Annotated in this window: 21 protein-coding genes and 1 tRNA gene; 7 read left to right on the top strand and 15 right to left on the bottom strand. The window is 69.1% G+C overall.

Annotated features, from left to right (window positions below):
- Positions 1 to 15: 15 nt before the first annotated feature.
- The 4 genes from BKN51_RS01715 to BKN51_RS01700 all read right to left on the bottom strand — a co-directional run bounded on the left by BKN51_RS01715 (position 16) and on the right by BKN51_RS01700 (position 6,991).
- Complete coding sequence (locus BKN51_RS01715) at positions 16 to 2,556, bottom strand: hypothetical protein (protein WP_101605928.1); 2,541 nt, start codon at positions 2,554 to 2,556, stop codon at positions 16 to 18.
- 16 nt (positions 2,557 to 2,572) lie between these two features.
- Positions 2,573 to 4,249: an energy-dependent translational throttle protein EttA gene (gene ettA / locus BKN51_RS01710; RefSeq protein WP_101605927.1), complete on the bottom strand. Its 1,677-nt coding sequence runs from the start codon at positions 4,247 to 4,249 to the stop codon at positions 2,573 to 2,575.
- A gap of 97 nt (positions 4,250 to 4,346) precedes the next feature.
- A complete protein-coding gene (locus BKN51_RS01705; RefSeq protein ID WP_101605926.1) occupies positions 4,347 to 4,802 on the bottom strand; it encodes a single-stranded DNA-binding protein in 456 nt (151 codons plus the stop codon).
- A gap of 167 nt (positions 4,803 to 4,969) precedes the next feature.
- Positions 4,970 to 6,991 carry a cytochrome c oxidase assembly protein gene (locus tag BKN51_RS01700; protein WP_101605925.1) on the bottom strand — a complete coding sequence of 674 codons (2,022 nt, stop codon included), beginning with the start codon at positions 6,989 to 6,991 and terminating at the stop codon, positions 4,970 to 4,972.
- Positions 6,992 to 7,033: 42 nt separating this feature from the next.
- Here BKN51_RS01700 and BKN51_RS01695 point away from each other — a divergent pair, with 42 nt between their 5' ends.
- On the top strand, positions 7,034 to 7,672 hold the full coding sequence (locus BKN51_RS01695; protein WP_101605924.1) for a histidine phosphatase family protein: 639 nt from the start codon (positions 7,034 to 7,036) through the stop codon (positions 7,670 to 7,672).
- On the opposite strand, the gene BKN51_RS01690 is transcribed toward BKN51_RS01695, so the two are convergent.
- Positions 7,646 to 8,821 (bottom strand): sensor histidine kinase, encoded by a 1,176-nt coding sequence (locus BKN51_RS01690; protein ID WP_369862462.1) that lies wholly within the window; start codon positions 8,819 to 8,821, stop codon positions 7,646 to 7,648. The two genes, BKN51_RS01695 and BKN51_RS01690, sit on opposite strands and share 27 nt — an antisense overlap.
- 103 nt (positions 8,822 to 8,924) lie before the next feature.
- Positions 8,925 to 10,103 (bottom strand): MFS transporter, encoded by a 1,179-nt coding sequence (locus tag BKN51_RS01685; RefSeq protein WP_101605923.1) that lies wholly within the window; start codon positions 10,101 to 10,103, stop codon positions 8,925 to 8,927.
- A gap of 121 nt (positions 10,104 to 10,224) precedes the next feature.
- Between BKN51_RS01685 and BKN51_RS01680 the strand changes: the two genes are divergently transcribed.
- Positions 10,225 to 11,274 carry a LacI family DNA-binding transcriptional regulator gene (locus tag BKN51_RS01680; RefSeq protein WP_101605922.1) on the top strand — a complete coding sequence of 350 codons (1,050 nt, stop codon included), beginning with the start codon at positions 10,225 to 10,227 and terminating at the stop codon, positions 11,272 to 11,274.
- A gap of 76 nt (positions 11,275 to 11,350) precedes the next feature.
- Here the strand turns inward: BKN51_RS01680 and BKN51_RS01675 are convergent.
- The 6 genes from BKN51_RS01675 to BKN51_RS01655 all read right to left on the bottom strand — a co-directional run bounded on the left by BKN51_RS01675 (position 11,351) and on the right by BKN51_RS01655 (position 15,646).
- Positions 11,351 to 11,424, bottom strand: a tRNA-Arg gene (locus BKN51_RS01675).
- Positions 11,425 to 11,666: 242 nt separating this feature from the next.
- Positions 11,667 to 12,056 (bottom strand): peptidase inhibitor family I36 protein, encoded by a 390-nt coding sequence (locus BKN51_RS01670; protein ID WP_101605921.1) that lies wholly within the window; start codon positions 12,054 to 12,056, stop codon positions 11,667 to 11,669.
- A gap of 346 nt (positions 12,057 to 12,402) precedes the next feature.
- On the bottom strand, positions 12,403 to 13,158 hold the full coding sequence (locus BKN51_RS01665; protein ID WP_158255800.1) for an ESX secretion-associated protein EspG: 756 nt from the start codon (positions 13,156 to 13,158) through the stop codon (positions 12,403 to 12,405).
- A gap of 55 nt (positions 13,159 to 13,213) precedes the next feature.
- The gene (locus BKN51_RS42925) at positions 13,214 to 14,536 is read right to left on the bottom strand and encodes a hypothetical protein (RefSeq protein ID WP_146044398.1); all 1,323 of its coding nucleotides are present in this window, start codon (positions 14,534 to 14,536) and stop codon (positions 13,214 to 13,216) included.
- Between the two features lie 4 nt (positions 14,537 to 14,540).
- Entirely contained in the window at positions 14,541 to 15,167 is a 627-nt protein-coding gene (locus BKN51_RS01660; RefSeq protein ID WP_101613001.1) for a DUF3558 domain-containing protein, read from the bottom strand.
- A complete protein-coding gene (locus BKN51_RS01655) occupies positions 15,167 to 15,646 on the bottom strand; it encodes a hypothetical protein (RefSeq protein ID WP_101605919.1) in 480 nt (159 codons plus the stop codon). Before BKN51_RS01655 ends, BKN51_RS01660 begins: the two co-directional genes overlap by 1 nt.
- Before the next feature lie 950 nt (positions 15,647 to 16,596).
- Between BKN51_RS01655 and BKN51_RS01650 the strand changes: the two genes are divergently transcribed.
- The 5 genes from BKN51_RS01650 (at position 16,597) to BKN51_RS01630 (ending at position 20,836) form a co-directional block, all read left to right on the top strand.
- The gene (locus BKN51_RS01650; protein WP_101605918.1) at positions 16,597 to 17,037 is read left to right on the top strand and encodes a hypothetical protein; all 441 of its coding nucleotides are present in this window, start codon (positions 16,597 to 16,599) and stop codon (positions 17,035 to 17,037) included.
- Between the two features lie 250 nt (positions 17,038 to 17,287).
- Complete coding sequence (locus BKN51_RS42920) at positions 17,288 to 17,908, top strand: hypothetical protein (RefSeq protein ID WP_158255799.1); 621 nt, start codon at positions 17,288 to 17,290, stop codon at positions 17,906 to 17,908.
- Complete coding sequence (locus tag BKN51_RS01640) at positions 17,905 to 18,960, top strand: peptidoglycan-binding protein (protein ID WP_101605916.1); 1,056 nt, start codon at positions 17,905 to 17,907, stop codon at positions 18,958 to 18,960. The genes BKN51_RS42920 and BKN51_RS01640 overlap by 4 nt, the downstream gene beginning before the upstream one ends.
- Entirely contained in the window at positions 18,957 to 19,646 is a 690-nt protein-coding gene (locus tag BKN51_RS01635; RefSeq protein ID WP_101605915.1) for an ABC transporter ATP-binding protein, read from the top strand. Before BKN51_RS01640 ends, BKN51_RS01635 begins: the two co-directional genes overlap by 4 nt.
- On the top strand, positions 19,643 to 20,836 hold the full coding sequence (locus BKN51_RS01630; protein WP_101605914.1) for an ABC transporter permease: 1,194 nt from the start codon (positions 19,643 to 19,645) through the stop codon (positions 20,834 to 20,836). The genes BKN51_RS01635 and BKN51_RS01630 overlap by 4 nt, the downstream gene beginning before the upstream one ends.
- On the opposite strand, the gene BKN51_RS01625 is transcribed toward BKN51_RS01630, so the two are convergent.
- From BKN51_RS01625 to BKN51_RS01615, 3 genes are read right to left on the bottom strand one after another with little or no spacing between them, the layout of a single operon-like run.
- Entirely contained in the window at positions 20,833 to 21,318 is a 486-nt protein-coding gene (locus tag BKN51_RS01625) for a GerMN domain-containing protein (protein ID WP_101605913.1), read from the bottom strand. The two genes, BKN51_RS01630 and BKN51_RS01625, sit on opposite strands and share 4 nt — an antisense overlap.
- Entirely contained in the window at positions 21,315 to 22,718 is a 1,404-nt protein-coding gene (locus BKN51_RS01620) for a sensor histidine kinase (protein ID WP_101605912.1), read from the bottom strand. The genes BKN51_RS01625 and BKN51_RS01620 overlap by 4 nt, the downstream gene beginning before the upstream one ends.
- Positions 22,715 to 23,398 carry a response regulator transcription factor gene (locus tag BKN51_RS01615; RefSeq protein WP_101605911.1) on the bottom strand — a complete coding sequence of 228 codons (684 nt, stop codon included), beginning with the start codon at positions 23,396 to 23,398 and terminating at the stop codon, positions 22,715 to 22,717. Before BKN51_RS01615 ends, BKN51_RS01620 begins: the two co-directional genes overlap by 4 nt.
- Between the last annotated feature and the right edge of the window lie 10 nt (positions 23,399 to 23,408).

Raw genomic sequence — 23,408 nt, 5'->3', positions numbered from 1 at the left:
TTTGCTATCGCCCGGTCAGTCGCTTCCGTTGGTGCGATGACGGTCGCGGCCGTTGACCGGACGCTTTCCCGAGTCCTGGGAACCGAGCTGCTTCACGAGCGCGGCCGCGCTGGCGGTCCCCGCCTGGTGTTCGGCGAGCGCACGGGCGAGCAGGTCGGCGAGACCGGCGTCCGGCGGCGGCTCGTCCTCCGCGATCGCGCGGGCGTAGCTCTCCGGGAACGGCGTGATCGGCCGCCAGGAGCCGGTGTCGGTCAGCGGGTCCAGCGACGGCGGCATCCGCAGACGCGGCAGCCACGGGTCCGCGACCTCTTCCGGGGGGCCCTGCCGGGGAGTTTCCTGGGCGCTTTGCCGGGTTCCGCCGCCGTAGGGCGGTGGCGGGTCTTCCCGGGGCGGCGGAGCGAGCGGCACGGCGGGTTCGGCGTACTCCACCGGAGGCTGTTCCCGGCGCGCGCGTCCGGCGTCGGCGCGTTCCTCGGCGACGGGATCGGGATGCACGGGATCCGTGGCACCGTCCGCGCGGCGACGGCCACCGCCGTGCCCGCCGGTGCTCGAGATCCCGAGCCGGTCCAGCACCGATTTCGCCGCCACGGAACCGTGTTCGGCGTCGTGCCTGGTCTTGCGCGAAACGGGCGCGGCGGACCGGCGGACCCGTTCCTCGGCCGCCCACTCGTCGCTCTCCCACAACGGGGCGGCGGTCCCCGGCGGACGCGGCGGTTCGGCCTCCGCCGCGATCCGCGGCCGGGGTTCGGCGGCGGGCTCGGGGGCCAGCAGCAGTTCCGGGACCACGGGCTCCGGCTCCTCGTACCGGACGGGCACCTCGGGGCGCCGGCGCGCGACCGGGATCGGGGCTTCAGGCCGGGTGACCTCGGGTTCGGGAACGACGGTTTCGCGTGCGGCAGGCGCCTCCGGACGCCTGCGCCGCGAGGGCTCCGGCGCGGGCTCCGGCTTCGGCTCAGGGCGTGAGACCGGTTCAGGACGCGGCGCGGGCTCCGGTTTCGGCGGCGGCATCAGTTTCGGCGCGGCGGGCTCGAACCTGATCGCCGGCTTGGGCTGCTCAGGCTTCTTCGATACCCGGCGGCGCCAATCGCTGTCGGGCGCCGCGGCCTCACGGGACGGCTCCGGGCGGGAGGGCGGCTTCAACACCGGCGGCGCTTCGGTCTTTTCCGCGGCGGGTGCCACGGGAGTCTCCACCGGCCGCGGAGGCACGGCGGGGCGCGGCGGCTCGACCGGTGTGTTCCGTATCGGCTCGGGCTCCGCCTTCCTGTGCTGCCTCGCGGGCCTCGGCGGCTCACGACGAACCGGAGGTTCGGCCGCGGCCCGCTTCGGGGGCGCCACGTCGATCGGCGCCATCACCGCGGTCACCTCGGCGGGCGCCGGAGCCGGAACCGGCACAGGTGCCGCGGCGACGGCCCGCAGGACGTCGTCGAGGTCGACAGCGGCGTTCTCGGCCGCGCCGAACTCGCCGAGCAGGACGTTGCACGCCTGCCTGCGCGCACGGGCGTGCAGATGCTCGGCGGCCCGCGAACGATGCAGGCAGCCGATGGCCTCCTCGGCCCGGCCGAGCCGTTCCTCGATCTGCGCGAGTTCCAGCCACAGCCGCGCCGTGATCGCGTGCAGCTTGTGGTCTTCGGTCCCGGCGACCGCTTCGCGGACGAGCATGCCCGCGGCTTCCCCGGATCCCGCGGGCAGCAGGACACGGGTGGCCACCGCCAGCCGCAGCCACGCGGCGGGCGCGATCCCGGCGGCCCGGACGGGCGCGTCGAGGATCGGCTTCGCGACCTCCATCGCCATCTCCGTGTCGCCCCGGTCCAGCAACGTGCAGACGAGCTGCAGGACCAGCCGGATCCGGACGAGACCTCCGTCGTCGTCGGGGTTTCCGAGCTTTTCGAGCATGCCGAGCCCGGTCCGGGCGGCGTCGGCCGCGGCCGTCAGATCGCCGTGACGACGACGGTGCGCCGACACCCCGACTCGCAGCATCGCGCGGATCAGCAACTGCGAATCCGCCGTCATCGCGCCGTCGCCGAGCACGAGCTTGTCCGCCTCGGCGAGCACCCGGTCCAGTTCCGCCTTGCGGCCGAACTGTGCCAAGCAGCCGACGAGATGACACAACGCCTCGGCCCGGTGCGCCGGCGAGACCGCCGGATCCGCCAGCAGCGGGCGCAGGGCGGCCAGCCCGGTCAGCGGGATGCCGACGCTGCGCGCGCAGACCGCGAGATCGATCCTCAGCCGGGCTGCGATGTCGCCGTAGCCCGCGTGTTCGGCGGCGCGCAAGGCGGCCACCGCCCTGCCGACCGTCCGGGGACGGCCGCCGAGCCGGACCCGGGCGCTCACCACGAGGCTTTCCGCGCGGATCCATTGCTCGTCGGCACCGGCTGCCTCGGCGAGCGCGGCCGCGCGCTCCCCGAGGACCAAGGCGAGTTCGGGCGCCCTCAGGTGCAGGGCGTCCGCGCGTTCGATCAGCCTGCCGACAGCGGACAGGGTTACCCCGGTGGCAGCCGTCCGCCCACCCACCATGGTGGTGGGCGGGCCCGGCCGTTGGCGCTTGCTGGCTTCCACGGGGAACCCCCGGCCCTCAGTCGCGGGTCAGCTTGCGATGGGTGACGCGGTGCGGACGAGCCGCCTCGGCACCGAGACGTTCGACCTTGTTCTTCTCGTAGCCCTCGAAGTTACCTTCGAACCAGAACCATTGCGAGGGGTTCTCTTCGGTGCCTTCCCAGGCGAGGATGTGCGTCGCGACCCGGTCGAGGAACCACCGGTCGTGCGAGATGACCACGGCGCAACCGGGGAACTGCTCGAGAGCGTTCTCCAGCGAGCCCAGGGTCTCGACGTCCAGGTCGTTCGTCGGCTCGTCGAGCAGAATCAGGTTCCCGCCCTGCTTGAGGGTCAGCGCCAGGTTCAGCCGGTTGCGCTCACCACCGGAGAGCACGCCCGCCGGCTTCTGCTGGTCCGGACCCTTGAAACCGAACGCGCTGACGTAGGCACGCGAGGGCATTTCGGTCTGCCCGACGTGGATGTAGTCCAGCTTGTCCGAAACCACCTCCCATACCGTCTTCTTCGGGTCGATCCCGCCACGGTTCTGGTCCACATAGGACAGTTTGACCGTCTCGCCGATCTTGACCACGCCGTCGTCCGGCTCCTCGAGCCCGACGATCGTCTTGAACAGGGTCGTCTTGCCGACACCGTTCGGCCCGATCACGCCGACGATGCCGTTGCGCGGCAGGTCGAAGGACAGCCCGTCGATCAGCACACGGTCGTCGAAGCCCTTGCGCAGCTTCTCGACCTCGACGACCACGCTGCCCAGCCGGGGCCCCGGCGGGATCTGGATCTCTTCGAAGTCGAGCTTGCGGTGCTTGTCGGCCTCCGCCGCCATCTCTTCGTAGCGGTCGAGCCGGGACCGCGACTTGGTCTGACGGGCCTTGGCGTTGGACCGGACCCATTCGAGCTCGGTCTTCAACCGCTTGGCGAGCTTGGCGTCCTTCTTGCCCTGGACCTCGAGGCGCTCGCGCTTCTTCTCCAGGTACGTGGAGTAGTTGCCCTCGTAGCCGACGACGCGGCCGCGGTCGAGCTCCATGATCCACTGCGCGACGTTGTCCAGGAAGTACCGGTCGTGTGTGACGGCGAGGACGGCGCCGGCGTAGTTCGCGAGGAACTGTTCCAGCCACAGCACGCTTTCGGCGTCCAGATGGTTGGTGGGCTCGTCGAGGAGCAGCAGGTCGGGCGCGGACAGGAGCAGCTTGCACAGCGCGACCCGGCGGCGCTCACCACCGGAGAGGTGGGTGACCTGCTCTTCCGGCGGCGGGCAGCGGAGGGCGTCCATCGCCTGCTCCACCGCGGAGTCGATCTCCCACGCGTCGGCGTGGTCGAGGTCCTCCTGGAGCTTGCCCATCTCCTCCATCAGCTCGTCGCTGTAGTCGGTCGCCATCAGCTCGGCGACCTCGTTGAAGCGGTTGAGCTTGACCTTGATGTCGCCAAGGCCTTCTTCGACGTTTTCGCGGACGGTCTTCTCTTCGTTGAGCACCGGCTCCTGCATGAGGATGCCGACGCTGGCGCCAGGCTGGAGGAAGGCTTCGCCGTTGCTGGCCTGCTCGATCCCCGCCATGATCTTCAGAACGGTGGACTTACCCGCGCCGTTCGGCCCCACCACGCCGATCTTGGCGCCGGGGTAGAACGCGGTGCTGACGTCGTCGAGGATGACCTTGTCCCCGACGGTCTTGCGCACCTTCTTCATGGTGTAGATGAACTCGGCCATACAAGCGATCGTAGAGCGAGCCGATCGCGGCCTCGACGGCGGTCACCACCGAACTACCGACGGTCAGCCCGACATCACTGAGCGAGCACCGGAAACCTCACGCCACGGGCGCCTCCTCGAGCGCGGTGACCATGGGATTCCCCACGGGCGGCGGCGCCATCGGGATCGCCCTGGGCCGATCACGCCCGGCCCGCCGGATCTCGGCCGAACAGCGCGCGAGGTTGGGCCCGATCGAGAAGGCCTCAAGCTCAGGTAGACCGAGAGGTGCCGGGATCTCCTCCGCGGTCTCGGCGCCGCGCAGCCGCCCGGCCACGATCACCGGATCGCCCTTGCTCAGGCACGAAAACGCCGCCATCGCCAGCTTGCGCCAGCAGGTGACCTTGACCGCGAGCTGCCGCCCCTCGCCCCACTCCCCTCTTTCCTTGTCGTACCGGCGTTCGACACTCCGCAAGCCGAACGACACGACGTCGTGCCCGTGCACCCGTTCCGGATGGTGGACCGGTTCGCTGGTCAGGTTGCCGATCATGGTCACCCACGTTTCGCCCATCGCCATCACACTCGCCTTTCTCCTCGGTGATTCCCTTGATCACAGACTGCCTCGGATCAAAGGCCGAAAAGGGGCGCGAATCGGATCTGTGGACAACTCGGGGCGATGTGGGCTTCCTGTGGACAACTCGGGCGGAAGCCGCCGGGCGCGCGAGGACTTGTGGTAGCGCTGGCCTAGGAGTCCCGTCCCCGGCCCTGATCCGCGAGGTTCTTCAGCATCGCGTTGTAGGCGTTCAGATCCGCGTCGCCCGAGGCGTCCTCGCGGCGGTCCTTGCGCCGGGCCTCGCGCTCGTCCTGGCGTGCCCACTGCACCAGCAGCGCGACGAGCACCAGCAGGACCGGCAGCTCACCGGACGCCCACGCGATGCCGCCGCCGAGGCGCTGGTCGGTGAGCAGGTCGGTGACCCACGGCAGTTTCAGCCCGCGGTAGAAGTCCTGGCCGAGCACGGTCTGCATGCTCATCAGCGCGATCCCGAAGAACGCGTGGAACGGCATGGCGGCGAACATCATCCCCAGCCGTCCCAGCGGCGGGATCCGGCGCGGCGCCGGGTCGACGCCGATCACCGGCCAGTAGAAGACGTATCCGGCGAGCAGGAAGTGCGCGTTCATCGCGAGATGCGCCCAGTGGTAGTTCAGCGCGGAGTCGAACAGGCCCGAGAAGTACAGGCCGTAGAAGGAGCCGACGAACAACAGCAGCGCGACGACCGGATGCGTCAGGAACCGCGAAAGCGGCGAGTGCACGAAGGCGAGCAGCCATTCACGCGGTCCGGGCGGGGCGTCCTTGCCCGCCGCGGGCAGCGCGCGCAGCGCGAGCGTCACGGGTCCGCCGAGCACGAACAGCACCGGCGCCACCATGGACAGCAGCATGTGGTTGCCCATGTGCACGCTGAACATCGCGGGCGCGTACCGGCCGATTCCGGACGACGTCGCGATCAGCAGCACGAAACAGCCCGCGAGCCACGCGACGGTCCGGCCGGTGGCCCATGTGTCGCCGCGGCGGCGCAGTCGCTGGACCCCGGCGAGGTACAGCCCGGCGAGAACGATCGCGAGGGTGCCGTAGACGAGGTCGAACCGCCAGTCCGTGAGCAGCCTGAGCACGGTCGGCGGGCCGTAGAGGTCGTAGCCGATCAGCAGTTCCGTCGTCGACGGCTGGGAGAACGACTCCTGCGGCGGCGGGGTCTTCGCGAGGCCGGTGGCGATGCCGATCGTGATGAACATGATCAGCACCTCGACCGCGGCGAGCCGCAGCAGTTGCCCGCCGCCGGCGCCGTTCACCAGCCCGGCGACGCCCTTCTGGCGCTGCTGGTGCCCGAAGACGCCGAGCAGCAGCAACGCGACGATCTTCGCGAGGACGAGCAGGCCGTAGTCGGTGGTGAACAGGTCGGCGATCCTGATCCTCACCAGCGCGTTCACGATGCCGGAGACCGCCATCACGACCCAGCAGACCAGTGCCAGCTTCGAGAACCGTGTCGCGGCGAGCTTGAGGTTCTCGCCGCGGCGCCAGCCGAGGGCGAGCACCGCCACCAGCCCGCCGACCCACAGCGCGGCGGCGACCAGGTGGTACAGGAGGCTGTTGGTCGCCATGTCGTGCGAGCCGCCGCTCGCGGAGTGCCCGGTGACCGCGACCGGGATCAGGCCGCCGACGGACAGGAAGAAGACCACTGTCGTCCAGCCCCAGGTCAGCGCGAGACGGCAGCCGAGCGCGACCAGCAGCGCGATCAGCGCGGTGAACAGCCAGGCCTTGGGCTGTTCGATGGCGTCCACCAGGTCGATCAGCACCTGCGGCGAGAGCACCTCGGTGAACGGGCGTCCCGCGCCGTCGGCCGCGGAGAAGAAGATCGACGCGGCGGCCGCGAAGAACCACACCCACGCGGCGACGCCCGCGACCCGGATGGCCGCGTACCCGTCCGCGGCGAGCGTGCCGGACTTCTGCGGCGGGACGAGGAACGCGGCGAGCAGCAGCGAACCCACGCACAGCACCGAAGCCGCCTCCGCCAGCACCCGGACGACGGTGATGCCGTAGCGCGTCACCAGCCCCGGATCCGGCAGGCCGGCGATGACGTAACCGGCGCCACCGGTCAGCGCGACCAGGCCGACGGCCACCACCGCCGCCAAGAGCGCTCCGATCGACACCAGCGGCAGGACACCGGCCTTCCGCGCGGGTGGGGCCGGTTTCGTCTCGGGGTCTGAAGGCACGTCACGAGGGTAAGCCGGACGGAAAAGGGGCAAGATGGCGGCGTGCGGATCATCCTGCTGAGGCATGCCGAGTCGCTCGGCAACGTCGACGAACTCGCGTACACGCGGATCCCCGACCACTCCCTCCCGCTGACCGACGCGGGCCGCGAGCAGGCTCGGCAGGCGGGTCCGGAGCTCCGGGAACTCCTCGGCGGCGAGCGCCCGGCGGTCTACGTCAGCCCGTATCTGCGGACGCGGGAAACGTTGCGGCTGCTGGACATCCGCGACGTCTGCGAGCGGATCACGCAGGAGCCGAGGCTGCGGGAACAGGACTGGGGCAACCTCCAGGATCCGCTGGAGCAGGAGATACAGAAGCAGCGCCGTCACGAGTTCGGGCACTTCTTCTACCGGCTCCCGTTCGGCGAGTCCGGGGCGGACGTCGACGACCGGGTCGCGGCGTTCCTCAGCGAACTGGCCGCTTGCGGCGAAGATCACCCCGAGACCGTGCTGGTCGTCTCACACGGCCTGACCATTCGCTTGCTGTGCCGTCGGCTCTTCGGCTGGAGCATCGAGCTGTTCGAGTCCCTGTCCAATCCGACGACCTGCGAATACCGCGTCGTCGAACGCGAAGGCGACAAGTGGACGCTGGACCGCCCGTTCCGCCAGTGGCGGGACTCACCCGACGGGGACACTCAAGACTGACGGGGCGAGAAGCACCACTCGCGTGCCCAGGCCCGGACTGGATTCGATCCGCGCGAAACCACCGATCTCCGCCATCCGCGCGATGATCGAGTTCTCGAGGCCGAACCCGCGCCGCCTGTCGCCGACGTCGAAACCGGCGCCGTGATCGCGCACCGTCAAGGAGACCCCGCCGCCGATCTCCTCGACGCTGACGACGGCCCTTCGGGTCCCCGAGTGCTTCAGTGTGTTGCGCAAGGCCTCCCTGGCCGCGTCGTGCAGCGCCATGGCCGCCTCCTCCGCGAGGCCCGGACCGCAGTCGTCCTGGATGACGACCTCGGCGCGCAGTCCTTCCGAGGCCATCTCGGCGGCGAGCAGGCGGAGACGCTGGTGCAGCCCGACGGACTCGGCGGGTTCGTGCTCGAGGCTGATCCGGAGGCGCATCGCCTGGGCGCGAGCGGTGCGGCGGACCCGGTCGAGGCTGGCCGCCGGATCGAGTTCGTCGGCGGGCGCGGGGATGGCGAACGACTCCATCACCTGCAGGACGGTGTCGTGGACGTCGCGGCGATGCCGTTCCCGTTCCGCCGCCCGGCCCTGCTGCTCGCCGAACCCGAGCGCGAATCGCATCGACGCGCCGACCAGGCCCACGATCGCGAGGCACGCCACCAGCGCGGTCCCGAGCGTGAGGAAGAGACCGAGTGAGGTGGACGGGTCCAGCAGGGAGTGCAGCACCACCGCGCCCCCGATGACCGCCGCTCCCGCCAGTGCGCCACGCAGCAGCGTCCAGATCATCACCGTGCCCATCAGGTGGGTCCAGGTGATCGACGTGATCGCGACGTCCCGCGCGAGCAGGGCGGCTCCCAGGGTCAAAAGCACGGCGACCCCGGCGTCGACCGCCGGTACCAGGCGCGTACCGGCGGGATCACGGGCGGACCAGCGGAAGACCCAGGTCGCTTCGGCGACGTTCGGCACCAGGTGCAGCACCACGAACGTCCACAGCACCGGCGTTCCGCCGGAGCCCGCCGCCCACAGCGCCTGCGCCAGCATCACCAGCCGGAACACCACCGGGACCAGCACGAGCCGGGGCAGGGTGGTCTGCACCAGCCGCGCCGGTATCCCCGGAACCTGATGACGACCGGTCAGGACCCCCACGCCGCCCCCGAGCATCAGCACCCTCACGCCGCTCCTCCCCCGGATCAGCCACCCTGAAACAGCGAACGAGTCGCATTCATTTCAGTTTACGAGCAATCAGCTTGCCCGCGTCGCGGCGAGGATGTCAACGGGCGGCGGGTTCGGACATCTCCTCTCGTTTCGCCGCCCGCGCCGCGGCGAGCGCGGACGGCACGATCAGCGCGGCGGTCAGGCCGACGAACAGGAAGGACACCGAAAGCGACGTCACCTGCGCGATTCCACCGATCAGCGGCGGCCCGGCGAGGAAGCCGGTGTAGGCGATCGCGGTGACGAAGGCCAGCTCCCGCTCGCCTCCGGTGCCGTCGGCGCGTTTGCCCGACGCTCCCGCGAGGCTCAACGCGATCGGGAAGGCCGCGGCCAGCCCGGCACCCGCCAGCGCGAAGCCGACGAACCCGAACACCGGCCGGCCTGCCAACGCGGCGAGCACGAGCCCCGCCGCGGCGATCCCGGCGCCCACCGCCAGCGCGCGGGTCGCGCCGAAGCGGTTCTGAAGCCAGGCGCCCGCGAGTCTGGCGAGCGCCATGGACAGGGCGAACCCGGAGTAGGCGAAGGCCGCGGCGCCGTCGCCGACCCCGTGCGCGGACGTCATCAGCAGGGCGGACCAGTCCGAACTCGCGCCTTCCGCGATCGCCGAGAACAGCGCGATGGCGGCGAGCAGCCAGAGGACGGGACGCTTGATCGGCGGCACCCGCGGCTTCTCGACGGGTCCGGCGTGCGCGGGCCGCGCGCCGGGCACGGCCACGACGACGAAGGCGAGCACGACCAGCGCCGCCAGCGCGGCGACGGTGAGATGCCGTCCCGGCGACCAGTGGTGCGAAGCGGCGAATCCGGCGGCGACGGAGCCCGCCAGCGCGCCGAAACTGAACCCGGCGTGCAGGATCGGCATGATGGCCCGCCCGGACCGGCGTTCCACCTCGACGCCCGCGACGTTCATCGCGACGTCCAGCGCGCCGACGCTCGCGCCGAGGACGAACAGAGCCCCGGCCAGCAGGAAGACCGACGTCGAGAAGCCGATCATCGGCAACGCGGCACAGGCGATGACCGTGCTGCCCGCGACCACCGCGCGCGCACCGTGCCGCTCGATCAGCCGCCCCGAAACCGACGCCGCGATCAGCATGCCGACGCTGGCCCCCAGCAGGGCCAGGCCGAAAACACCCGGCGAAGCGTTCACCCTCTCCGACAACGCCGGAGTCCTCGGCGCCCACGAGCCGAGCGCGGCCCCGTTGAGCGCGAACACGACGAAAACGGCCGTACGGTCACGCATAAACCCCAGTCTCCTTCCGATTCCTGTTCCCCCAGAATGACTTAAGCGCTTCAGAAAGTCCACCGGCCCTTGCCGGGACTAGACTGCGGCGGTGACCAGCACGCGACGGCGACGGCCGACGTTGGACGATGTCGCCGACGCCGTCGGGGTGTCACGGGCGACCGTCTCCAACGCCTACAACCGGCCCGACCAGCTGTCCGCCCGGCTGCGGGAAGAGGTGCTGCGCGCGGCCAAGAAAATCGGGTACGCGGGGCCGAACCCGACGGCGCGCAGCCTGGCCACCAGCCGCACCGGCGCGATCGCCGTGCTGCTCGACACGAACCTTTCGACGGCCTTCTCGGATCCCGCGTTGTCGCTCACGCTCGACGCGCTCTCGACCGTCGTCGACCCCGAGGGCCACGCCCTCCTGCTGCTCCCCGGCGACGGCGAGAGCGGAGGCCCGCGCGCGGAACGGGTCCTGACCGCGCAAGCCGACATCGCGGTGGCGTATTCGCTGGCAGACGGCGCGCCCGCGCTGAACGCGGTCCGCGACCGGGGCATGCCGCTGGTGGTGATCGACCAGCCGCACATCCGCGGTTCGGCCAGGGTCGGCGTGGCGGACCGGGCGGGGGCGGCCGCGGCCGCCCGGCATCTGCTGGAGCTCGGGCACCGGCGGATCGGGATCTTCTCGGCGCAGTGCCTCTCGGCGCCGCGTGGTGGCGAACTGAGCGTGGCGGAGGCCGGGAACAGTCGGTTCCACGACAACCGCGAGCGGATGGCCGGCTACCTGGAGACGCTGACCGCGGCCGGTGTCCCGGCGGCGGACATACCGATCTGGGAGGCGTCCGGGCTCTCGGTCGAAAGCGCCCTCCCGAGCGCGTTCGGCCTGCTCGACCGGCAGCCGCGGCCGACGGCGCTGTTGTGCATGTCGGATCTGCTGGCGCTGGCGGCGATCTCGACGGCTCGACACCTCGGGCTGTCCGTCCCGGGTGATCTTTCCGTCGTGGGCTTCGACGACGTCCCGCCCGCCCGCTGGTCCGAACCACCGCTGACGACGGTCCGGCAGGACCTCACGGCCAAGGGACGGGCGGCCGGCGATCTGGTGCTGGGCCTGCTGCGCGGGGAGAAGGCCCCCGCTCCCGCCGAGTTGCCCGCAGAACTGGTCGTCAGGGACTCCACCGCGCGCGTTTAAACCATGGGCAGCCGCGGCGAAACGAGAAGGAGAACCCCTGGCCACTTGCGTGACCAGGGGTTTCCCTGTGGCGGCGTGCCCCCGGCAGGACTTGAACCTGCGACCTAGAGATTAGAAGGCTCTTGCTCTATCCAGCTGAGCTACGAGGGCCGACGTCGGCGACGTTGGGTGTCGCCCAGCGTCGGCAGCTTAGCCGTCGCCAACCTGTCGATCGTTCGACACCGCCAGATCGTTTCAGGTCGGGCCCACCGTTTTTTGGAACACCCGTGAGCGCGTCACGACGCGGGGTGACGCGCTCACGGGCCGGGGCCGCTTTGGGGGAGCGGCCCCTGGGTTCGCGCAGGTCGCGAGTCGACTCCGCTGCAAGCGACCTGCGCGAACCGCCGGGGTGGTCAGTCCCAGATCTTGAGGGCGCGGATCACGAACGGGCCCTGGGGTACGTAGGTGCCGCCACCCGGATAGGTGATGAAATCTCCTTCGGTCGTGCACTCCTCGCTCTGATAAATCGTCACGTCGCGGCTCAGCCGGTTGACGAACGAATGCCCGTCGAAGCCGTCGGGCAGGGGAATGCATTCCTCGGGGTTGGAGGTGCGCAGGTCGAATTTGTGCGCAACGCCGCCGAACGATTCTTCGCCGTACACGCAGAACTCGCCCTTCTGACAGACCGGTGCGGGCGGGCCGGTGGTGGCACTAGCGACTCCGGTGCTGGTCAGCAGGCCGAACATGGCCAGCAGGAGGACGTGCGGAAGGCGTGCGCGCAGGTTCGTCAAACGTCGTTGCATGGCTGGGTTCTCCCCCGTGAATCGGCGGCTCGATCGCCGTCGGTGAATGTGTGATTCCACGATGACCCGAGGAGAGGGCTTTGTCTGCCCGCATTTCTACTTCTGTGGATAAGTAGTTGTGCGCCGCCTGATCGGGGCGAGTTGTCCACATATCACCGGCACCGCCTTGTGCTCGCCGGAATCGGCTGCTAATGCCCTCGGATCGCGCTTCCGACGCCACGCCGGACTAGCACGCCCCACCCGGGCACCAGCTGGTTCCGCCGTCAAGATCCACCGGAGTTTCCCAGGTCAATGCCAACAACTCACCGATCCGGAAGCCACTTTGGCGTCGCGACCATCGGCGAAGCTACGCCCGCAGCCCGGCAGCGGTGTCGTTGAGCGCCACGATGATCTCGCGAGGTGTTCCCGACGTCAGCGCGATATTCCCCTCACCGGTGACATAGGTGAGGACACGGCCTTGCCCGGTGAGGTCTATCGCCGAGATCGGTGAGCTACGAACACGGTGCCCATCGCCCTCACGTCTGGCGGTGTAGAGCTGATGCGCGGCATCGCGAGGACGCCGCATCACCTCGGCGAGATAGTCCACGTCCCTGGTGTCGACTGGTTCCGCGAGAGGGTTGACCGGAGTGGTGTCCGGGTTGTCGTAGAAGGCTTGCTCCACAGCCACCGTCCTCACCGGTGCACCATCGAGTTCGGGCAGACAGTCCAACAGCGATGTGGCAGGCCACTTCGCCGCGACCGGCTGAACTGTCACGGTGTCCGCGTCGGCGAGCACCCGAACGGCGTCCGTTCCTTCGATCGCGACGAGAATCGCGCCGCGCGAGTCATCTTTGTAGTGAGACCAGCCGTAAAACTCGGTGGCGGCGGTGGCGATCACCCGCAGACTGTCGGTCCAGAGTGGATTGAGCCGGCCACGCCTGGCGAGCCCATGATCGGCCAGCCACTCCAAAGTCTTCCCGTCCAGTTCTCGCCGGAAGCCGTCCTCCATCCAGAAATGACGCCCGGTGCCGAAAATCGAGGGAGGGTCGCCCAGGTCGAGCATGGTCCATGCGGTCAGAAATGCCAGTCGCGGCACTACCACCGCGCGTTCGATCACAGACATGAGGCCGCTCCCACACACTCTTGCCGAGACGGGAAACCTTTGTAGCGCATCAATTTCAAGCGCCGATAGTCGGCGGAGCCGGCGGCAGGCCCGTGGTCGGGTCGACGTCTTTCTTGTCTTCCTCGGTAAACAGGGTGTCCTCGGCAAGGACATACTTGCGCTGGTGTTCTTTGTCTTCTTCGGGCTTCCCTCGTCCCCCTGGAGCCATACCGCCGGGGGTCGCGGTGCTGAGTCGGTTGCCCGCCCGCCCGGCTCCGGCAGGGCCGCTGTGAACAGGACTCTCCGTCATGCCGCGTATGCCTGTCTGCTTCCCGCCGCCGGGCAGATTGGCACTCTTTCCTGCCTCTCCCGGCGTCCGCCCAGCGCCTCCACCTGGACGTTCGACATAGCCCGGTCCGCCGACCGGATACGTCGGCGGAGTCGTTCCCGTGCCTGGACCAGAGCCAGGCGAGACGCCGGGCGACAACCCGGGGACCCCGGTGTTCGTCATATCCGGCCGCGTGAATCCGGCTGCCACCGTCTCGTCGTCATTCCCCGAACGAGGCGAAGGAGAGAATCCGCTGCCGTTGTCATGGCCACCCTGCGCCGACTGGGAAGCCGCCGGATGGGAAGCCACCGCCGCAGGGGCAGGCGTGGTCGTTCCTGGCGCGGGAGCGGCTCCCTGGTGCGACTGCGGGCCACCATGACTTGCCTTGCCGGACGCAGTTTGCGGGCTGCTCGACTGCCCGTCCGTGATCGTTATATCGCCACCGTCGAACGTACCGAGGTCGCCGTAATCCCGCTGAAGCGCATCCCCTTGTTGCCGAGTATTGGTGGCGTAAGCCGCATAGAGCTCGTGGTTACGCTTCGCGGCAGCGTTGTACCGGGCGATCTCATCTTCGGTGTCAGTAGCCCATGGGCTGAGCTTGTCCCAGAAACTCTCCTCGGGAGGCTTTGCGGGCAGCGGAACCATACTGTTCCGGGTGTAGTCGAAATTCGACGCGACCCCGGATACGTTGTCCGCGTTGGCTGCCAGCGTTGCACTGGTCAGATCCATGACATGCCCGACCTTGGACACATGCGCGTTCGCGGCCTCCGCGGACTGCCCGGTCCAGGCGGACTCGAAAGCCTGTGACACCGCGAGCACCCGATCCGACAAGCCGCGCGTCCGCTCCGCGAGACTGTTCGCGGTCACCGCTCCGGCGTGCCACTCCTGACTCGTCCCCGCCAGCAACAGCGGCACTTCGCGCTCGATCGAGACAACCCTGCCCAGGTTGCCCGGCCCATCGAACAGGTCATGGGTCCACTCGACGGCTTTCTGCACGGCGTGCTTGATGCCGCTTCCCACCTCGTGCACCACATGCGTGACGGCGTTTCGCGCATCATCCCAGAACGCCATGGCGCTACGCCTTCTGCCTGAGGGTCGTCACCACCGCGCCGGCGACTTTCGCCGCTGCCTCACACGGATCGAGCTCACCGGTCTTCGCCCGGCTCAGAAAGCCGCCGACCTGGACCGAAAGGTCATCCGCGAGGCCGACACTGATATGACAGTGATCCTGTGCCGAGTCATGCGCAGCAGCGGGAAACCCTTCTACCGAGAGCTCTTTCCAGGTATTCGATTGCGGCTTCGTGTTCTGGTACACACTGCTCAAACCAGTGTGCGTGCTCGTGTCGTACCCCACGGTGATCTGCGCGCCCGACGCAGGACTACTGTTGGCCCACGAACAGAACGGGCCTGTCGCCATCTTCTCGCGCTTGCCTTGCACCGAAACACCAAGCGCAGCAGTAACTTGTTCCGAATTCAGAGCATCCACGCAAGGATCGCCCGACAACACCGTGGCCGGTAGAGGGTTTTGGACCTTCGGCGCACCCGCGAACGGCAACGACGAGACAGTTGACGACGACGTCACCTCGGACGATGCACCACTGCCAGGCAGCACAGTCCCGGGAGTTCCCCCGCCGCTCGAGCATGCTGAAAGAACGACGGTGAAAATAACCGCGATACCGGAAAAAGCCCCGAAGCGACCCATCACAGAAACCCCTCTGATGCCGCCTGCTCTACGGCTTCCTTGCTTGCCTGGTCGTTCACCTTCATCGTGCCCAATGCCTTGTCGAGCTTCGCCAACAAGCTATTGAGATAGTCGATCAGATTTTGGATCTGATCATTCGCCGCGTCGAACGCCGCCGCCGCCGTGACCCACGGCGTCACCTTCGCCATGAAGGACGCTCCCCCGACAGTCAACTTCTTGTTGTAGCCAGTACTTATGCTGTCCTGGGCAGGCGGACTCAACCTCTTCAGGTCAACTGCCTTCGACTGAATGGCGCGCAACTCGACAATAATATTGCCGATCTCGGTCTGCATTCCCAAGGCTTGCTTGCGATCGAGGGTGAACCCACCCTTTCCCGCCGCCGCCCGCTCGGTGGCAGCCAGCACCCTGGCCCTGTCCGCTTCCTGGCGGACCTGCCGAGAAAAATCGGTGTAACTCGCCTGTCTGTTCGGATCGGCCACGACGCCGTAGATCCCCTCTACCCCTCGCCTACGTCCTGCCTTGACCGCCGGTCGCGTCCCGATGGACTGGGCCGATCGGCGGCGTATATCAGCGTAGCGGATCGGTCACCCCGAGTGGAATGCCCGAGCTGACCCCGCAGGCGACACAGAATCCGCGATCAGAGAGCACCGACCACAATTTCGCCGCCTTCCGCAATGTCCGAGAAAACCGCACACGAAAGGCGTAACAACCAGAGAGATCAAAAATGGAATCCGCAGCAGGATCCCTGCGGCAACCTTGGCGTTTTCCAAGCCCGGCAAGAAATTCACTATCCGCACTCCCGGGCGCCCCAGGCGTGGCCATCCCTCTTGCGCACGTGGAAGTTGTCGCAGGCCAACGACCGGGCGAGACCGCCGATAACTGTCATCCGACAGGTTTTTGTCACTTCTCGACGACCGGATCAGTACTGCGATGAGCGGTCAAATCCGGCGCCGAACGGACGTGATTCCGTCCGCATGAACATCTGCATGTGCGGATGCATCTTGCGACTGTTCGGTACCGAACACTTCTTACTCGCCGCGCTACACAAGAGTGAATTCGCCGCACGCGTTCGAGTGACTCCAAGACACTCATTGCTTTTTTAAAGCACGTCTCGGTATCGGTCCATGGCCGGACGGGCCGCGTCATCAATCGATCAAGTGAAGACCATTTGCACTGATCACCCCCGGTGAAGCCGAGCAGACCGCTGGGCGCAGCGATCACGAAACCTCCCGGTTACTGGACCGTAAGCGCAGGAGGTTCATCCACAATGGGCATTGAGGCCCAGTTCACGCTGTCACCGGCGACGTCGGTGACAGCGGTGACGAGCCGGGGCCTCAAGCACGAAAGAAAGCGGCTCCCCATGCCCGGGGAGCCGCTTAAAAGGTTCAACCATTCCACCAAACGGCGAAGTTCCATGGAGGCATCACCGATGACCAGCGTACCGCTGGCTTCTGGCGACACGCCAGAAGAAACACCCCGCGAGCAGGAAAACAACCTGCCCGCCACACATAATCACCACCGCGAGTGTCACCCGGCCGAAGTCAGTCTCGACGAATTGCTCGACCTGACCCGCGAACCCGTCGGCATCATCACCGACCCGGCCTGCCGTCACCCGCACCTGCGGCGCGGTCCCCGTTGGCCCGACCTCGTCCACCGCACGCTGTTCGGCAGCTGGGACCACGCCAGGCGAGTCCTTCTCTACTGGTTCGCCCTCGTCACCGCGCTCGTCGCCCTGGCCATCGCCGCCACTCCGGCCATCCAGGCAGGCGCGGTCGGACTCGCCGGACTGTGGTGGCTGCACCGGCGGCACACCACCGGCACCCCGCCGCAGGCGGAACCCCCGGAGCCCGCACCGGCCCTTGTCCTTTAGCGAACAGCTGAGCAGGCGGTAAAACCGCCGCGGGTGCGCATGCCGCTGAGGATGACAGCGGCATGCGCACCCCGATCCCGGACCCGGTACGGGGTCTGGGATCCGAACCTGCCGGCTCGCGACGATGTGACAGGCGTTCAGCCTCACCGTGATGTGGCAAACGAGTGACGCACCCTGCGCGTGCGCGTTGTTACGTTCCCATCATGTCTTCGTAGAAGGACGACCATGTCCTGCTCGCATGCTCGTCCGCATGAGCAGCGAAACCCGTTCCCGACCGGCTGTTTCCCGGCGGCTGGCCGCGTTGATCGCCCTCCCGTTGGTGCTTTCGGCCTGCGGTGGCGAGAAGAAGGAAGCGGACATCGCCTCGGCGAGCTCGCCTTCCGAGGCCGCGCCGCCCGCTTCCTCCGCCGCACCGAAGGCCGAGGGAAAGAGCGCCTTCTACGACGCACAACTCGCCTACACGCAGTGCATGCGGAAGGAGGGTCTGAAGGACTGGCCGGATCCCACCCTGTCGGGCTACGCCGACTGGACCAAGATCGAGAAGATCCAGGAAGAGGAGGAACGCAAGGATTCTCAAGTGAAGCTCGGCGATGCGATGCAGGCGTGCAAGGAGCCGATGCAGAAGGCGATGCAGCTCGAGCCCGAGAAGGACCAGCAGAAGGTCTACGAGTCGCTGCTGGCCCACGCCCAGTGCATGCGGGCCAACGGCGTCAGCAAGTTCACCAATCCGGCCATGCTGAACGGGATCGCCCAGCCCGGTGGTGACCCGAGTCCGGCCAACCCGCAGATCAGCCCGGACTCGCCCGCGTACAAACAGGCCGAGACAGCGTGCCGGGACAAGCTCATCGAGCAAGCGCAAGGCATGCAGTGAAGCGGTGGCTGATGCTCGGCGCGGTGGCGGCGGTCGTGACCGTGGTCGGCGTGAGCGTCTTCGTCGTGGTGGGCAGAGACGACTCCGGTGGCAAGGCGAACGCCGCGGACGCGCCGCCGGCGGTCGCCGAAGTCACCCGGGGTGACCTGGTGCGGAGCAAGACCGTCGACGGTCACTTCGACTACGCGAACCGCCGTGCGGTGAAGTCCCCGGTCGAGGGCACGGTGACGCTGGCCGCCGAGCCGGGGAAGACCGTGGAGCGAGGTCAAGTCCTGTACAAACGCGACGCCCGGCCGGTCGTCCTGCTCTACGGGTCGACGCCGATGTTCCGTGACCTGACCGCCGGCACGCTGGGGCCGGACGTCCAGCAGCTGAAGCGCAATCTCCGGGACCTCGGGCGGGGCAAGGGCCTGCCGGTCGACAACAAATACGACGAGGCCACCCAGGCCGCGGTGAAGTCCTGGCAGAAGGCGCTCGGCGTGCTGGAGCCGACCGGTGACCTCGGCAAGGGCGACCTGGTCTTCCAGCCCGGGGCGGTGCGGGTGGTGGCCGCGGACGCGGCCTTGGCCGACCAGGTCGGCGCGGACAAGCCCGTGCTGACGATCGCGTCGACCAAACCGGTCGTGCGGGCGCAGCTCGACAAGGACGACGAGACGCTGGCGAAGGCGGGCACCCGGGTCGAGGTCAGGCTGCCGGACGGTGCCACGGCGGGCGGGCAGGTGTCCGGCACGGTCAAGGCGGAGTCCGGGAGCGGGGGTGAGACCACGACCGGGATCCAGGTGGAGATCACCTTGGACGAAGGCGCCTCCGTCACCGACGACACCGCCGGGACGTCCAGTGTGAAGTTCATCCAGGAAAGCCGGAAGGGAGTGCTCACCGTCCCGGTCGAAGCCATCATCGCGCTGCGCGAAGGCGGCTACGGCCTGCAGATCGTCCGCGAGTCCACGACCACGACCGTGCGGGTCGAGACCGGGATGAGTGCCGACGGCCGGATCGAGATCACCGGCGACGGGCTGGCCGAGGGCATGAAGGTGGGAGCGGCCAAACCATGACGGCCGTGATCGAGCTGGCCGGGGCCACCAAGTCCTATCCCGGTGACGTGTCCGCGCTGCGCGGTGTCGACCTCCGGATCGACCAGGGCGAGCTGATCGCCATCGTCGGGCCGTCGGGGTCGGGCAAGTCCACGCTGCTCAACCTGATCGGCACCCTCGACAGGGCCACGTCGGGCACGGTGCGGGTGGCGGGCTACGACGTGGGCGGGCTGTCGGACGCCAGGCTGTCGGCGTTGCGCGCCCGGCACATCGGGTTCGTGTTCCAGCAGTTCCACCTGGCGCCGGGCCGGGACGCCGTGGCCAACGTCGCCGACGGGCTGCTGTACGCGGGTGTGCCGATGAAACTGCGCCGCGACCGGGCTCGCGTGGCACTCGAGAGGGTCGGGCTCGGCCATCGGCTGACCCACACGCCCGAGGAGCTGTCCGGCGGGGAGAAGCAGCGCGTCGCCATCGCGCGGGCGCTGGCCGGCGAGCCCGGCCTGCTCCTGGCCGACGAGCCGACGGGGGCGCTGGACACCGCGTCCGGCGAGGTGGTGCTGGGCCTGATCCACGAGTTGAACGCGAGCGGCACCACGATCTGCGTCATCACCCACGACACCGAGATCGCCGCGCGGCTCCCCCGGCGCGTCGGGCTTCGTGACGGCGAGATCGTCTTCGACACCCGGGCGGCGGTGACGACGCCGTGAGCGCGCCGCTGAAGCCCGCCCGGCTCACTCCTCCCGACATCCTCCGGGTGGGCGTGACCGGACTGCGGGCCCGCCGGATCCGGGTGGTGCTGTCCGCGCTCGGGATCGCCATCGGCATCGCGACGATGGTCGCGGTGGTCGGGCTGTCCACGTCCAGCCGGGCCGATCTGATGGCGCAGCTGGACCGGCTCGGCACGAACCTGCTGACCGTGGAGGCGGGGAAGGACGCCGACGAGAAACCGGTGAAGCTCCCCAAGGCCGCGGTCTCGATGGTCGAACGGATCGGCCCGGTCGAGAAGGTCACCGCGACCGCCGAGGTCGACGCGCGGGTGCGGCGCAGCGACGCGGTGCCCGAGGAGCTCGCTCCCGGCGTCACCACGCAGGCCACGCGCATCGACCTGCTCGACGCGCTGGGCGCACGGGTCGAGCGGGGACGCTGGCTGGACGCGGCGAGCGAGCGGATGCCCACCGTCGTGCTCGGGGCGATCGCGGCCGGACGGCTGGGCGTGACCGGGCCCGGCGCCAAGATCCTGATGAACGACGAATGGTTCGTGGTCGTCGGGATCCTCGCGCCGGTCGAACTCGTGCCGACGCTGGACCGGGTCGCGCTGGTAGGTTTCCCCGCCGCGGAGCGGTTCTTCGGCTTCGACGGGCATCCGACCACGCTCTTCGAGCGGTCTTCCGACGCCTCGGTGGAAGCCGTCCGGGGTGTCCTGGCCCGCACGGTCAACCCGGGTGACGAGCATTCCGTGAAGGTGTCCCGGCCGTCCGACGCGCTGGTGGCCAAGGCCGCCACGGACAAGGGCCTGACCACCCTCATGCTGGGGCTGGGCGCGGTCGCGTTGCTGGTCGGCGCGGTCGGGGTCGCCAACACGATGGTCGTTTCGGTGCTGGAACGGCGCCGGGAGATCGGGCTCCGGCGGGCCCTCGGCGCCACCAAGAACGCCATCCTCCTGCAGTTCCTCACCGAATCGCTGCTGCTGTCCGCGCTCGGCGGAGTGGCGGGGGCGGCGCTCGGCGCGATCGCGACAGTCGGGTTCGCCGAGGCACAGGGCTGGACGGCGGTCATCCCGCCTTGGGCACTGGGCGCGGGGCTGGGCGCGACCCTGGTGATCGGCGTCGTCGCGGGGCTCTATCCGGCCGTGCGGGCTTCGCGGCTTCACCCCACCGTCGCGCTCAACGCGACCTAGCCGGCCAAGAACTGGGAGCACTGGTACGGCCCGACGGTGCCCCCTTGGGCCACGACGGTCACCCGCACCGCGTCGGGCCGGGTTCCGTGCAGCAGGGACTCGGCCCGGGCGAGACTGCAGACCAGTTGACCGGCCGCCATCCCGGCGACGCCGCCCACCGGCGTGCGCGGCAGCCGCACCGTCACCTGCCCCTCGGCGGCGGTCGCGGAGAACTCGCCGGTGATGGCGGTCAGATCGGCGAGCCCGGCGGCGAGTTCCGCTTCGTTCGGTCCGGCCATGAGGAGTTTGACGACGGCTTCGAGGCTGGTGACTTCGTTGCCAGGGCGGGAAACCCCGCGCAATCCCTGGTCCGAGGCGAAGTAGATCCGCATGCCTTCGGGGATTCCGGATGCCGGTGCGCCGCCGTCGAGCACTTCGGTGGGGCGCACCCCGCATCCGGCGACGAGCGCCAGAGCCGCGAAGGAGATGAGGACACGCTTCATCGCTCGACCTCCTTTCCGTTGCGGGGCAAGCGAAGGATGAAGACCGCGCCGCCACCGTCGCGGTCACCGGCGCTGATGACACCGCCGTGCAGCCGAGCGTTCTCCTGGGCGATGGCCAAGCCGAGGCCGCTGCCTTCGGACCGGGTGCGGGCCGTGTCCGCCTTGTAGAACCGCTCGAAAACGTGCTGTGCGGCCTCCGCCGTGAGTCCCGGCCCGCGATCGGCGACCTCGACGAGCACGTCCGCCTCGGTCGATCGCAGCACCACCGTCACCGGCGGCGCGCCGTGCCGCAGGGCGTTGCCGACGAGGTTGGCGACGACGACGTCCAGCCGCCGCCGATCGAGCCTGGCCCGCACGGCCTCGAATCCGGCCGAGACCTGGTCCGTCCAGCCGCGAGTGGACAAGGTGGCACGCAGGACCTCGGCGACGTCGAGGTCCTGGAGTGTCAACGTCGCGGCCTGGGCGTCGAAACGGGAGATCTCGATGAGGTCGTCCACGAGCCTGGCGAGTCCGGCGGTCTCGGCGCTCACCGTGCGGGCGGCGTGGGCGGTGTCCGGCGGCAGGTCGTCGGCGTCCTCGTCGAGGACGGACGACACCATGGTCATCGCGGCGAGCGGCGTCCTGAGCTCGTGCGAGACGTCGGCGACGAACCGCCGCGCCCGGGCTTCCTGCTCCCGGAGTTCGGCGACCGACGACTGCAGCGCGTCGGCCGTTTCGTTGAAATCCCTGGCGAGATCGGCGAGTTCGTCGCGGCCCTTGACCGGGACGCGGGTTTCCAGGCGGCCACCGGCCAGACGGCGGGTCGCCCGCGCGAGCCGCCGTACGGGCCTCAGGACCGTCCCCGCGGCGAGCAGGGCGAGGACGGCGGCGAGCAGCACGACCGGGACGACGCCGTCGCGCACGGACGTCAGCAGGGCGGCGATGTCGTCTTGCTCCGGCTGCAGCGAGATCACCTGGAACACCTCGACCCCGGACGGCCGCCCGGAGCCGGCGAACGCGACAGGGGTGCCCACCACGAGCCACGGGGTGCCGTCCCGTTCGACCCGCTGGAAGCTCAGCCGGTTCTCCGCGCGCACCCGGTCCCGCAGGACCCCGGTGATCGCCTCCTGCTCGGCGGGTGCCACGAGGTCCTGATACCGGACGACGACCTTCGCGTCGCGGGAGCCGGACGCGATGGCCTCGGCGAGCCGGTTCAGCGCATTCTGATCGGGCGGGACGTCGAACTCCCCGACGCTCGCGTTCACCCGGTCGCGGAAGTTCTGCACGGCGGACGAGCCTGCGCGTTCGAGGATCGCCTCGCGGGCCTGGTCGTAGGCCAGCACCGTGGCCGTCGCGGCGCTGAGCAGCGACACCAGCACGAAGGCGACCAGCAGACGGCCGCGGAGCCCGCCGAACCTCACAGCGGCCCGAAGCGGTAGCCGAACCCGCGCACGGTCTGCACATAACGCGGCCGGGAGGCGACGTCCTCGATCTTGGCGCGCAACCGCCCGACGGCGGCGTCGACCAGCCGCACGTCGGCGAAATAGTCGTGCTCCCAGACCAGTTCCAGCAGTTGCTCGCGGGTGAAGACCCGGCCGGGCGAAGCGGAAAGTTCCAGCAGCAGACGGAGTTCGGTCGGCGGGATCGCCAGCGGGGCACCGTTCTTGGTGACGGTCAGCCCGGCCCGGTCGAGGACGAGCCCGTCGAAGTCCTCGTGCTCCCGCACCGCCGGGACGAGACGGCGGACGGACGCCCGGATCCTGGCCTCCAGCACCCTGGCGGTCACCGGCTTCACCACGTAGTCGTCGGCGCCGGCCTCCAGACCGCTGACGATGTCGAAATCGTCGCCGCGCGAGGTGAGCATGATGATCGGCATCGTGCTCAGCGCGCGGATCCGGCGGCACACCTCGAAACCGTCCATCCCCGGCAGCATCAGGTCCAGCACGACCACCTCGATCCCGCCCGCGCCGGGACGACGCAGCAGGGCGAGCCCGTCCTCACCGCTCCCGGCGGCATCGACTTCGTGGCCGTGGCGCCGCAGCACGAGTTCCATCGCGTCGCGAATGGACACATCGTCTTCGATCAGCAGGACATGCGGCATGGTCGTGATT

The sequence above is a fragment of the Amycolatopsis sp. BJA-103 genome, assembly GCF_002849735.1.
Classification (GTDB): Bacteria; Actinomycetota; Actinomycetes; order Mycobacteriales; family Pseudonocardiaceae; genus Amycolatopsis.
Note: the sequence above shows the minus strand (reverse complement) of the source record. Positions and strands in the feature narration are given on the sequence as shown.

Coding starts and splice junctions, on each gene's coding strand:
- BKN51_RS01650 (WP_101605918.1), top strand. CDS start 16,597: ATGACCAGCGTACCGCTGGCTTCTGGCGACACGCCAGAAGAAACACCC.
- BKN51_RS42925 (WP_146044398.1), bottom strand. CDS start 14,536: ATGGCGTTCTGGGATGATGCGCGAAACGCCGTCACGCATGTGGTGCAC.
- BKN51_RS01615 (WP_101605911.1), bottom strand. CDS start 23,398: ATGCCGCATGTCCTGCTGATCGAAGACGATGTGTCCATTCGCGACGCG.
- BKN51_RS01665 (WP_158255800.1), bottom strand. CDS start 13,158: ATGTCTGTGATCGAACGCGCGGTGGTAGTGCCGCGACTGGCATTTCTG.
- BKN51_RS01625 (WP_101605913.1), bottom strand. CDS start 21,318: ATGAAGCGTGTCCTCATCTCCTTCGCGGCTCTGGCGCTCGTCGCCGGA.
- BKN51_RS01705 (WP_101605926.1), bottom strand. CDS start 4,802: ATGGCGATGGGCGAAACGTGGGTGACCATGATCGGCAACCTGACCAGC.
- BKN51_RS01685 (WP_101605923.1), bottom strand. CDS start 10,103: ATGCGTGACCGTACGGCCGTTTTCGTCGTGTTCGCGCTCAACGGGGCC.
- BKN51_RS01635 (WP_101605915.1), top strand. CDS start 18,957: ATGACGGCCGTGATCGAGCTGGCCGGGGCCACCAAGTCCTATCCCGGT.
- BKN51_RS01670 (WP_101605921.1), bottom strand. CDS start 12,056: ATGCAACGACGTTTGACGAACCTGCGCGCACGCCTTCCGCACGTCCTC.
- ettA (WP_101605927.1), bottom strand. CDS start 4,249: ATGGCCGAGTTCATCTACACCATGAAGAAGGTGCGCAAGACCGTCGGG.
- BKN51_RS01660 (WP_101613001.1), bottom strand. CDS start 15,167: ATGGGTCGCTTCGGGGCTTTTTCCGGTATCGCGGTTATTTTCACCGTC.
- BKN51_RS42920 (WP_158255799.1), top strand. CDS start 17,288: ATGAGCAGCGAAACCCGTTCCCGACCGGCTGTTTCCCGGCGGCTGGCC.